The following is a 12097-nucleotide window of genomic DNA, read 5'->3' as shown; positions in this document are numbered from 1 at the left end:
CCCGGCCCGCCCGGACCGGGTGCCACCAGCGTCAGGTCCGGGCAGGCCAGCATGGCGCCTGACAGGGGCCAGACCCGTCCCTTCCCGGCACCGGCACCACCGGCACCGGCACCGGCACCGGTGCTGGTGCTGGCGAGGAACGCCCCGGTCAGCCCGAGCAGCCCGAGGACCGCCAGCGGCAGCACCATCCGCGAAACGACCACGACGTGACACGACGGCCGCTGACACGACGGCCGCTCAGCCTTCCCGACCCGCCGCGGCTGCGTTGCAGCCGGGGGAGCCATCCGCCGCGACCTCAGGACTGGGATTCCCAGCAGCACGGGGATTCCCAGCAGGACAAGCGCGGCGAGCGCCGCCGCCTGGCCCAGCACGGCCCGGTGGGGTGAAGCCCGGTCGTGGTCGATGCGGAGCCGACCGCCGTCGGGCGGCAGCCGGAATCCGGCTGCCCAGCCCCACGCCCGGAACGGAGTCAGCGGCCGGCCTTCCAGCCACGCGTGCCATCCGGCATCCGCCGGTACGGCGAGCACCAGGGAGCGTGCCGGGCCGGACCGGGCGGCGAGGGCGGGCAACCGCTCGCCGGAGGCCAACCGGCGTACCGAAGAGGGCGCTGGCGGCAGCGGCACCGAGAGGAGGAGAGGAGCACCCGGCGCTGTACCGATCGGGCGGGCTGTCCGCTTCATCGCCGCGGGAGCGGAGTGCCGCGCCACCGGCTCACGACGATCAGCCCGATCGGACTCCATCACCCAGGCCAGGGGTCCGCCCGCCCACCCGGATGCGTCCGGTCGCGGCGCACCGGTCCCACCGGGCTCTCCCGAGGCCGTCGCACCACGGGCCGGAACGGCGGGACGCCAGAAGATCGCCCCCGGGCGGGGACGATCCCGGATCAAGGACGGCGTCGCGTCCAGTCGGGCGACGAGCTGAGAGGTCGAGTCGGCCGTGGATACGGCGACCGATGTCACGCCCAGAAGCGGGAGCCAGCCGGCTGCCCGGCCACCGTTGGCGGCGAGGTCCGCGACCATGTCGGCGAGGAACCGACTGGACCGCCGCGGGGTGCGGGCGCCGGTCTCGGGAAACGTCGGCCCGGACGCGGAGGCCAGGGTGTACCGGATCGTTCTGGCCGAGGCCGGTTGGTGCAGGACGAGGACTCGGGCACCCGGGCCGGCGGCGCGGGTCACGGCCGCGACCGCGCGGGCGAGGCCGGCCCCCTCGACGCCGGCCGGGTTCGCCCCTGTGGTGTCGTCGGGCCGAGATACATCCACGGCCAGGAACCGAGCGGCAAGGATCAGCGGCCCGACGAGGAGGAGCAGCGTCACGGGAAGGACCACCAGCACGGCCGTGCGCCGCCGACGGCCCCGCCCCCGGCCCGCGAGGCGGCCGAACAACCAGCAGGTCAGGCATCCACCGACGAAGCCGGCCACATCGGCACTGGGTCCGCTGTCCGCACCAGCCAGCAGGGCCAGGGAGTACTGGGGCAGCCTGGCCAGGGCGATCGCCGATTCGGCGAGGACGGCGACGGGATCCAGCCACAGGTCCGGAAGCACCGGAATGATCGTCGCGAGCAGAGCGGCGATGATCGCGGGCAGCCTGGACCGCGCGGTCAGGAACGCGACGACGACCAGGCCCGCCCAGGCGATGACCAGCATCGACGGGGCGCAGGCGATGAACCCGACCAGACAGACCGCGAGCGTCCACACCGGCCGGCCCGGCGCCCCGCCGACGCCAAAGCCAAAGCCAAAGCCGGAGCCGGAGCCGGAGCCGGAGCCGTCCCGCCGGTCCCGCAGGACCGCGTCGGCGGCGGCGAGCACCAGGGGAAGGCCGATCACCGCGCCCACGGTGTCGGTGCGGCCGGCGAGGACCGACCCGGTCATCACCGGGTTCAACCCGTAGCCGGCGGCGAGCCCGAACCGGGCGAGCGGATGTGGTTCCAGCCGGGCGAGCGCCCGGTAGGCGCTCAGGCCCGCGAGCGCCGGGCCGGCCGCCAGCAGGATCCAAGCGGCCGGCGCCGGCCTCCCCCCAGCAGAGTGGCCGCCGCGGCGAACAGCGCGGTGAAAGGGGGTGCCGGCCCGGGACCACTCAGAGGTCCATCGGGCGCCCCCGCCCATCCGGACCACACGGCCGACCACAGGTTCCGGCTGCCGGTCGGGAGCGGCAGGCCCCCGCCGAGCATGTCCGCCGGCATCCCCCGCATGGCCAGGAGCCCGACGGCACCCAGCAGGGTCGCCAGGGTCATCGGCGGCTAGGCCGGCCGGCGCGGGTGCGCATCCGGTCTGGGCCCGGTGACCACCAAGGTGGTGTCGGCGACGTCTTCGGCGGCTCCGGCCCGATCGAGGAGATCCTCGGCGCCGGCTCCGCGCCGCCACGGTAGGCGGCGGGCCGGGAACAACGGGCAGACGGCCCGGTGCGGCACCGCCCACGTGCAGACGGCGCGCCGACGCATCCGGCGCAACTGCCGTGGCCGCCCCAGCACGGTACCGGCGAGCGTGAGCTCGGCGAGCGCCGCCCGGGGTCGGCCGCGCAGGAGCAGGCCGAGGGTGCGCACGGCCGTTCCGACGAGCAGGGCGACCACCATCGCCGGCAACAGCACCGTCGCCGTGTTCGCCAGCCGGACCCGTAGAGCCCCCGCGCGGTCGGCCGATGCCCCGGGGAAGGCCGAGGCCACGGTCGCCGTGGCCAACGGGACGACGACAACCCGTAGGCCGGCACGGGCCACCCGCCAGCCAAGATCGATGTCATGACCACCATCGAGCTCGGGGTCGAGTCCACCGAGCAGTCGCCAGACCACCGCCCGCACGAGGGTGCCCGAACACGCGACGGCGAGGACGTCACGTACCCCGTCACACCGACCATAATCATCATTGCCCGGGCACATTCCGGTATGCCGTCGCCCGGCCCGGTCGACGCTCACCCCGGCTTCAACCACCCGGGGTCTCGTCACCGGCCGGGACCGCGCACCCGTCGATCCGGCGGGACCGCCCGCTCCGGCCGCCGGGGCGAATTCGGCCGGCCGGGCGGATTCGGCGAGTGGGGCGGATTCCGGAGCGCGGGCGAGCAGTTTGAGACCGAGGACGGCGGCACCCCGGTCCAGCCGGGCGTAGGCCAGCAGGGTGTGCAACGCGTCTGGGGCAGGGATCGCGGTGTCGTCGAGGAGCCAGACGAATCCGTGCTCCGGTAGGCTCCCCAGCCGAGCCAGCCCCACGGCTACGGCGGCGCCGAACGGTGTGGCGGACGGCACCTCGACGACGAGGGGCTCGACGACCGGGTCACCGGCCTGAGCATCCGCGCCGTCGGCGCCGGGATCGACGGGACGGTCGGCGGACGGGAGGCGACCGTCCCCGTCCAGGGGAGACGCGCGTTGCCGGGGAACGCCTCCCCCGCCACCGAGCCGCACCTCGACGACCCGGTCCGGTGGTCTGGTCTAGGCACGCAGGGCGGCCCGGACCTGGGCGGCGGCGGGTCCACCACCCCCTCGACCGAGCACGCAGACCGCGACGACCGGCGGCCCTGCATCATCGGGCAGAGCGGTCACCGCGGCGACCGTGGCCGCCTGTGACGTGCCCGGATCGCCCGTCATGCGCCGATCGCCGGTCACCGGGCGGGATCAGACCGCTCGGCGTCGCTGCTTGCGTCTCTCCCGCTCGGACATGCCGCCCCAGATCCCGAACCGCTCGTCGTTCTCCAGCGCGTACTCCAGGCACTCGGCCCGGACCTCACAGCCCGAGCAGATGCGCTTGGCCTCGCGGGTCGAACCGCCCTTCTCCGGGAAGAACGCCTCGGGGTCGGTCTGCGCGCACAGCGCGCGTTCCTGCCACTCCATCGCCTCGCCGAGAAGGTCCCCCATCCCCAGATCAATCACCTGGGCGAAGGCGGACCTCCCGGCCGATCCACCAAGATCCTCCATGTCCTTGGTCTCCGCCTCGTCGGCCTCGTCGTCACCGACCTCGTCGACATCGTCGACCTCGTCAATGTCCTCGATGTCCTCGACGAGGTCGGTGTCCTCGGCGACGGACCGACCGGTCAACGCGGGGGGGACGGGAGCGGCCGTGGCCGGCACCCGCGCCCGCGCCCGCGGGACCGTTTCGGATGTGGCCCGGGTGTGCCGTTCGGTGAGCACCCGCTCGGGGTGATCAGCGAACGGGTCATGCTCAGCGGGACGCTCGACGTCCGCGAGGACAGTGTGGACGCCCGCGTCGGCGTGCTCCATGTGGACTCCTCCAGACCCGTCGCGGTGCGGTCGGCCACCCCTGGGCGCCGGCGCGCAGGTGACTGGTTTCCACACCGGTCAGGCGACGCACTACCGCACGAACCCCGCCAGCGGGGGGAATGACACGCCGGTAATTACACGCTCCAGACTCGATCGCGTCAACCCCACCGTCGCAACATCTTCTACAACTAGCGATGAGACCATAGCTCACAGTCACTACAACCTGTCGCCGAGGGTCCGCGCAACCCTCCTTTCCGTCACTCTGCGCGATCAGATTGGTCGCGACAACGGCATTATCCCGCCCAGACCTAAAGGGCATACACCCCTAAAAGGGCAGGGCCTGAGCTCGGGCAACCGCCGCGAACGTAGACCGATCAGCTACCAGACTCGGCGACCCCGGCCCATTCGACTACGGAGAGTAGTTTTTGATGATCGGGACTTGGCGGGTGTCAGGACACCACCGGCAGCATGGCCCGGACGGTGCGGCCCCGGGCAGCGCGAAAGCGCTCGTCAGGGATCCGGCCATACGTGGTGGTGCGTTGCCGAGCGGGACGACCCGCCCCCGCGGCCACCTCCTCGAGTTCGGCCACGGAACGCCGCGAGCCGTGCTGCGAGCCGGCCATCCGACTGATCGTCTCCTCCATCAGCGTGCCGCCTATGTCGTTCGCCCCACCAGCAAGCACGGCCCGACAGCCCTCCACCCCGAGCTTGACCCAGGAGCACTGGATGTTGTCGATCGAACCGTGCAGCAGAATGCGCGCCATCGCGTGCACGGCCCGGTTCTCCTGGCGGGTGGGGCCGGGACGGGCGACACCGGCCAGGTAGATCGGCGAGCTGTGATGGACGAAGGGGAGGGCCACGAACTCGGTGAAGCCGCCGGTGGAGTCCTGGATGCGCCGTAGCAGGCGCAGATGGGCCACCCAGTGTGCGGGGGTGTCCACATGCCCGTACATCATCGTGGCCGAGGAACGCAGGCCGACCCGGTGCGCGGTGGTCACCACCTCGACCCAGCTCGCCGCGGGCAGCTTGCCCTTCGTCAGCACCCAGCGGACATCGTCGTCGAGGATCTCCGCCGCGGTGCCGGGGATCGTGTCGACGCCGGCCTCGCGGGCCGCGGTGAGCCAGTCGCCAATCGACATGCCGGTGCGGGTGACGCCGTTGAGAACCTCCATCGGCGAGTAGGCGTGCAGATGCAGCCCCGGCGCCTGCCGCTTGATCTCACGGGCGAGATCGAAGTACGCGGTGCCCGGTAGATCGGGATGGATCCCGCCCTGGACGCAGACCTCGGTCGCGCCGACCGCCCAGGCCTGCGCCGCCCGGCTGCCCACCTCGTCCAGAGACAACGTGTAGGCGTCGGCGTCCCCACGGCGTTGCGCGAACGCGCAGAACCGGCATCCAGTGTAGCAGACATTAGTGAAGTTGATGTTGCGGTTGACGACGTAGGTGACGTCCTCGCCCACGACGTCGCGGCGCAATCCGTCCGCGAGCGCGCAGAGCTCCTCCAGGGCGGCGCCGTCCGCGCTGAACAGGGTCAGCGCCTCGTTGTCGGTGATCCCGGCCGGATCGGACCCGGCGTGGCGCAGGGCGGCGAGCATGTCGGGGCCGATCCGCCGCATGGCACCGGCACCAGCAACCGCGCCGGCCCGGCTCGCGATGGCCCGGCTGCCCGTGCCGACGACTCCGTCGACCCCCGTCCCGGCCGCGCTGACCTGGGCACGAAGCGACTCCCAGTCACCGTAGACCGTGCCGAAGTCCGCCCGTTTCTCGCTGCGGCGCCCGACCGTGTCGACCGCGGCGTGCAGATCGGTGCGGCCGGTGTCAGCGAGTCCGCCGTCGGGCTCCTGCCAGGGGCGGCCGGCCGGGAACACACCGTCGGCGAGCAGGCCGTCCGCGCCGGCCAACGCCCCGACGTGCCCGGCCAGGCGCGGGTCGATCCATGGTTCACCGAGATGGGAGGGGTAGACGGTGAGCCGGGGCCGCAGCGTGAACCCGGCCTGCGCCGTCACGGCACGCAGGACGTCCAGGTCCGGCCAGGGCCGCTCGGGGTTGACGTGGTCGGGGGTGACCGGGGAGACGCCGCCCCAGTCGTCGATGCCGGCCGAAAGCAGCAGGGCGCACTCCGCGGTGTCAACGAGGTTCGGCGGAGCCTGCACCCGCATCGTGGGGCCCAGCACCAGCCGGGTGACCGCGACGGCCGCGGCCAACTCCTCGGCACCGACGTCGGGCGCGGAGCGCATCGCGGTGTCGTCCTTGGCGCGGAAATTCTGGACGATCACCTCCTGGATCGACCCGTAGCGGCGGGCCAGACCTCGAAGCTCGAAGATCGTCTCGGCCCGCTCCGCCCGGGTCTCCCCGATGCCGAGCAGCAGGCCGGTCGTGAACGGGATCGACAGCCGCCCGGCGTCGGTGAGGACCCGCAGGCGGACGGCCGGGTCCTTGTCGGGTGACCCGTAGTGCGCCCCGCCCGGCTCCGACCACAGGCGGGTCGCGGTCGTCTCCAGCATCATCCCCATCGACGGGGCCACCGGCTTGAGCCGGGCGAGTTCCACCCAGCTCAGCACACCTGGGTTGAGGTGCGGAAGCAGACCGGTCTCCTCCAGCACGGCGATCGCGACGGCACGCAGGTAGCCCAGCGTCGAGTCGTAGCCGTGGGCGTCGAGCCACTCCCGGGCCGCCGGCCACCGGCCCTCGGGGCGATCACCAAGCGTGAACAGCGCCTCGGCGCAGCCCGCCGCGGCGCCCGCCCGGGCGATGCCGAGCACCTCGTCCACCGTGAGGTAGGGGGCGGGCAACCGGTGCGGCACGGTGGCGAAGGTGCAGTAGTGGCAGCGGTCCCGGCACAACCGGGTCAACGGGATGAACACCTTCGGCGCGTAGGTGACGACACCCGGCCGCCCGATCGACGCCAGACCCGCGTCGCGGGCCCGGGCCGCCGACCGGCACAGGTCCGCGAGGTCGTCGCCGCGCGCGGCTAGCAGAATGGTGGCCTCCACCACATCGAGCGTGGCGCCGTCCCGGGCCCGGCGCAGCGCCCGGCGCAGCGCCGACGGGGACGGCGGGGAACTGGATTCGGCACCGCTGGATGTCGCCGCCGTACTCATCATGAATTCCTCTGATTCTCCGGCGGCGCCCCCCGGCGCCCGGCAGATGAACCGGTCCGGTCGGTGACCATCGGGATCGAAGGGATGCGGTGCCGAAACGGTACTGAGCGGTTCGGCAGGAGACCCGGTCGGCCCGGAGTCAGGGTGTCACGCGGCCGGCCGCACGCCACCCGGTGGCGGGTCTGCGCAGCCGGTCGAGCGTGCCGATCAACATATTCGTCCGCCGGCGCGAGGCCAGCGTCTCGACCAAGGCCTGCGTCCGGTCGGCTCGCCGGCCGGTGCCGGCGAGGTCGGACCCGTCCGGCGTCATACCGGCGGTCTGTCGCATCTGGGCCCGGCGGGCGGCCACGACCTGGGGGGCGCGGGCCCCCGCAAGCGCGCGATTAAGGGAGGCGGACAGGGCTTCGAGGCTCTTGGTGGTCCTGATATCGGACATGATGGTCCTTCCAACGACGTAGAGAGCTGAGATTCACTCTCACAGCTCTCTCGAATCGGAATCAAGAAAAAGGCGGTGAGCAGGACACATCCGCCCGAGACGTCCACCGGACTCCGCTACCCGGGCCCGGCCGGAATGCACCCACCGACACCGGGACACGATTCCGATCATGCCGGCGCCCGGGGCGGCGCCACCGGGCGCCGCCGTACCGCACGGGAGCTACCACTACTGGGCATCGATTTCCTCCTGCCCCACCATGGGAGTCGTTACGCTGATCAGGTGCCACGCAACCGCCAGGAGGTTCCCCGCGAGGAACGGATCGATGCGTTGCTCACCGTCGCCGAGGAGCAATTCCTGGCCCGCGGGTTCGCCGGGACGTCCATCGCGGAGATCGCCCGTTCCGCCGGCATCGAGCCGGGCTCCGTCTACTGGTATTTCCGGTCGAAGGACCATGCCTTCGCGGCGGTGCTGAACCGGCTGCTCGACGTTGAGGTCGACCGGATCGCCGCGTTGCCCGGAGACCCGGCGGCGAAGCTCTTCCTCGCCCTGGACTCGGTCGAGCGGCGCCGCACGCTGCATCCCTGTGTCGCCGAACGCGCCCCGCACGCCGCGCCGGTCATGGAGTACCACGAGCGGCTGCACGACTGGCTGCACGGGCTCGCGCTCGCCGCGGTGCACGACTTCGTGCCCGAACCCGATCGGGAGCTCGCGGCGGACGCGGTGGTCGCCACCATCGAGGGCGGGCTCGCCAACCCCGCGCCCTCCCGACCGACCAGCCATCTCGTGCACTTCCTGCTCTCGGCCTTCTGCACGGACACGCCGATACCGGCGAAGCCGGAGTTCCACGGATGGATGACGCCGTTGTTCGCCCGGCCAAGGCTCGGTTAGGAACCCCGAGCAAGGCTCGGTCAGGAGCACGGACCGGCGCGCCCGCCCCGGTCCGGAGAAATCCGTCCGCGGCCGGGCAGTGGTCACTATCACCCCGGCCGGGAAATCCACCACCGCCCACCGGTGCCCCATCCGCCGGGGCGCGGTGCCAGGATCGGTCGGTGTGAGAGTTGTCGGTGTGAGAGTTACAGCCCTGGCTGGCGGGATCGGTGGCGCCCGGTTCCTGCGCGGCGTGCTCGCGGCGCTGCCGGAGGCCGACGTGACGGTAATCGGCAACACCGGCGACGACATCACGTTGCACGGACTGCGCATCTGCCCCGATCTCGACACCGTCATGTACACCCTGGGCGGCGGGATCTCGGCCGAACGGGGCTGGGGGCGCGAGGGCGAGTCGTTCGTCGTGGCCGAGGAACTCGCCGCCTACGGCGTCGGGCCGGCCTGGTTCGGGCTCGGCGACCGCGACCTCGCCACCCACCTGGTGCGTACCCGGATGCTCGACGCCGGCTACTCCCTCTCGGACGTGGTCCGGGCACTGTGTGAGCGGTGGAAGCCGGGGGTACGGCTGCTGCCGATGTCGGACGAGCGGGTCGAGACCCACGTGGTGATCTCGGACGCCGACGGCCAGCGCGCGGTGCACTTCCAGGAGTGGTGGCTGCGGCTGCGTGCCGCCGTGCCGGCACAGGCGATCATCCCGGTGAACGCGGAAAAGGCCAAGCCCGCGCCCGGCGTCCTGGCCGCCATCGCCGACGCGGACGTCGTACTGCTCCCCCCATCGAATCCGGTCGTCTCGATCGGCACCATCCTCGCCGTTCCCGGGATCCGCTCGGCCGTGCACGAGACCGCGGCGCCGGTGGTCGGGGTGTCGCCGATCATCGGCGGCGCGGCCGTGCGCGGGATGGCGGACGCCTGCCTGGCCGCCATCGGCGTCGAGACCTCCGCCCAGGCGGTGGGCGTGCATTACGGCGGCCGGGGGCGCACCGCCGCGACGGGGCACGGGACGGCCCCGCGCCCGGGAGCCGGGACGGCGGACGGACTGCTCGACGGCTGGCTCGTCGACACCGCCGACGCCGGCGCGACCGTTCCCGGCGCGACCGTGGCCGCGGCACCCCTGCTGATGACCGATCTGAAGGCCACGGTGGCGATCGTCCGGGCGGCTCTGGAGCTCGCCGGTGTCTGAGCGCAGCGCGGAACGGGCGCTGCGCGTGTTCCCGCTCACCGGCATCGGCGAGGTCCGTCCCGGCGACGATCTCGCCGTCCTGGTGGCCTCGGCCGCCCGGACGCACGGCCCGGCACTCGCCGACGGCGATGTCGTCGTGGTCACCTCAAAGATTGTTTCGAAGGCCGAGGGACGGCTCGTCACGGTGTCCGGCGACCGCGAGGAAGCCAGGCAGGCCATGATCGACAGTGAATCGGTGCGCGAGGTCGCCCGGCGCGGCCCGACCCGGATCGTCGAGACGCACCACGGTTTCGTCCTCGCCAGCGCGGGGGTCGACGCGTCGAACATCGCCAAGGACTCCCTCGCTCTGCTCCCGGTGGATCCGGACGCCAGCGCCAGGCGGCTGCGGTCGGGCCTGGCCACCGTGCTCGGCGTGGATGTCGCCGTCGTCGTCACCGATACCGCCGGACGGCCGTGGCGACGCGGCCTGACCGACATCGCCATCGGGGTGGCCGGCATGGCGGCGCTGCGCAGCCACGTCGGCGACCTCGACGGCTACGGCAACGAGCTGGGGATGACCGAGGTGGCCGAGGCCGACGAGCTCGCCGCGGCCGCCGACCTCGTCAAGGGCAAGCTGGGCGCCACGCCGGTGGCGGTCGTCCGCGGCTACGGCCGGCTGCCCGACGACGGCACCGGCGGGCGGGCACTGCTGCGTCCCGCGGGTGAGGACATGTTCCGCCTCGGCACCCTCGAGGCGCGCCGGGCGGCGCTGCGCGAGCGGCGCACCGTGCGGGACTTCTCCGACACCCCGGTCGACCCGGCCGCGGTTGACCGGGCGATCGCGGCGGCATTCACCGTCCCGGCCCCGCACCACACCACACCATGGCGTTTCGTGATCGTGACCGAGCGACGCGCGGCGCTGCTCGACGCGATGGCCGAGACCTGGGCGGACGATCTACGACGCGACGGGTTCGGCGAGGCGGCCGTCGAGCGTCGGCTCCGGCGCGGCGAGGTGCTACGGCGTGCCCCACTGCTGATCGTTCCGATCATGGTCCTCGATGGCGCGCATCCCTATCCGGACGCCCGCCGCGCCGCCGCCGAGGAGCGGATGTTCACCGTCTCCGTCGGGGCCGGGGTGCAGAACCTGCTCGTCGCCCTGGCCACGGAGGGTCTGGGGTCGTGCTGGGTATCGTCGACGCTGTTCTGCCCGGAGGTGGTCACCCGGGTGCTCGACCTGCCGGCCGGTTGGGCGCCGATGGGCACGGTCGGGGTCGGGCACGCCGCCGCGCCCATACCCGCCCGACCGAACCGCGATACCGCGGCGTTCGTCCTCCACCGCTGACCTCGTGGCCGGCCCGTCCCGGGTGGCCCGGTCCCGGATGACCTGGTCCCGGGATGATCCGTGACGCCACGGTCACGGTGCAGCGTGGCGAGACAGGGCGTGTCCGGTGGTGTTCGGCGGGTCGGATCCATCTTGCCCGGACGACGTGGTTCAACACTTCGTAGGATCAGCTGTCGTGGGTAAGAAGAGCGTCGAACGCAACACCCGGCTCGAGCAGTTGCGCCGTGAACAGAAGCGCAGGGAACGCCGCCGCGCGCTGCTCATCTACGGGACGTCGGGGCTCGTCGCCGTCGCGCTCCTCGTCGGCATCGTCATCTACAGCGTCATCTACAGCGTCGCGGACAGTAGATCGAAGAACGAGGCCCGCAAGGTCGGCTACGTCGCGCCGGCCTCGGCGGCCGCCACCGCGGCCGGGTGCACCGGCACGGCGAACGACCCGTTCCGCGGCTCGACGCACGTCAGCACAGCGGTCGCGTACGAGGCGTCACCGCCGTCCTCGGGTAACCACAACCCCGACCCCCTGCCCGACGGCATTCCCTTCTACAACCCGAACTCGGGCATCTCGGCGGAACGTGCCGTACACAACCTCGAACACGGCTTCGTGATCGGCTGGTACGACAAGAGCCTGCCGGGGGATCAGGTCGACAAGCTGCGCAAGCTCGCGGCGAATGCCGGGCCGCGGTTCATCGGTATGCCCTGGACCCGGAGCACCTTCGTCGACAACAAGCACTTCGTCCTGACCGCCTGGGACCGCACCCAGCGCTGCTCGACGGTCTCCGCGGACGTGATCAAGGATTTCGTCACCAAGCATGCGAACCCGGACGCCGCCGGGGCCACCTGGGACTCACCGACCGCTCCGGAGTCCGGCGCGGCGGGCGGCACCCTGAACGTGACGGCGGACGGCCCCCTGGTGGATCCGGGCGCGGCCGCCTCCCCGCTCCCCGGCGCGGGCACCATGCCGCTGTCGCCCACC

Annotated in this window: 9 protein-coding genes and 1 pseudogene; 4 read left to right on the top strand and 6 right to left on the bottom strand. The window is 72.5% G+C overall.

From position 1 onward, the window contains the following. The 6 genes and pseudogenes from AC08OJ_RS14665 to AC08OJ_RS14640 form a co-directional block, all read right to left on the bottom strand. Window positions 1-2123: pseudogene (locus AC08OJ_RS14665) on the bottom strand (hypothetical protein); the annotation flags it as partial. Window positions 2124-2236: 113 nt separating this feature from the next. Further along, complete coding sequence (locus AC08OJ_RS14660; RefSeq protein WP_476596001.1) at window positions 2237-3388, bottom strand: glycosyltransferase family 2 protein; 1152 nt, start codon at window positions 3386-3388, stop codon at window positions 2237-2239. A 27-nt stretch (window positions 3389-3415) separates the two neighbouring features. Further along, complete coding sequence (locus AC08OJ_RS14655; RefSeq protein WP_476593458.1) at window positions 3416-3571, bottom strand: hypothetical protein; 156 nt, start codon at window positions 3569-3571, stop codon at window positions 3416-3418. A gap of 27 nt (window positions 3572-3598) precedes the next feature. Further along, window positions 3599-4201, bottom strand: coding sequence for a WhiB family transcriptional regulator (locus tag AC08OJ_RS14650; protein WP_476596000.1), 603 nt, complete (start codon window positions 4199-4201; stop codon window positions 3599-3601). Window positions 4202-4650: 449 nt separating this feature from the next. Further along, complete coding sequence (locus AC08OJ_RS14645; protein ID WP_476593456.1) at window positions 4651-7305, bottom strand: bifunctional FO biosynthesis protein CofGH; 2655 nt, start codon at window positions 7303-7305, stop codon at window positions 4651-4653. Between the two features lie 136 nt (window positions 7306-7441). Further along, window positions 7442-7738 (bottom strand): hypothetical protein, encoded by a 297-nt coding sequence (locus AC08OJ_RS14640; RefSeq protein WP_462188316.1) that lies wholly within the window; start codon window positions 7736-7738, stop codon window positions 7442-7444. A gap of 279 nt (window positions 7739-8017) precedes the next feature. Between AC08OJ_RS14640 and AC08OJ_RS14635 the strand changes: the two genes are divergently transcribed. From AC08OJ_RS14635 to AC08OJ_RS14620, 4 genes are all read left to right on the top strand, one after another. Beyond that, window positions 8018-8626 (top strand): TetR/AcrR family transcriptional regulator, encoded by a 609-nt coding sequence (locus AC08OJ_RS14635; protein WP_035940905.1) that lies wholly within the window; start codon window positions 8018-8020, stop codon window positions 8624-8626. 178 nt (window positions 8627-8804) lie between these two features. Next, a complete protein-coding gene (gene cofD, locus AC08OJ_RS14630; protein WP_462203985.1) occupies window positions 8805-9803 on the top strand; it encodes a 2-phospho-L-lactate transferase in 999 nt (332 codons plus the stop codon). Then, window positions 9796-11124 (top strand): coenzyme F420-0:L-glutamate ligase, encoded by a 1329-nt coding sequence (locus AC08OJ_RS14625; protein ID WP_476595999.1) that lies wholly within the window; start codon window positions 9796-9798, stop codon window positions 11122-11124. The genes cofD and AC08OJ_RS14625 overlap by 8 nt, the downstream gene beginning before the upstream one ends. 175 nt (window positions 11125-11299) lie before the next feature. Then, a partial coding sequence (locus tag AC08OJ_RS14620; RefSeq protein ID WP_476595998.1) for a DUF3105 domain-containing protein occupies window positions 11300-12097 on the top strand: 798 nt, incomplete at its 3' end.

The organism is Frankia sp. CgKIO3, from assembly GCF_977946435.1.
The sequence above is the reverse complement of the archived record's forward strand: the minus strand, read 5'-3'. Positions and strand labels throughout refer to the sequence as shown.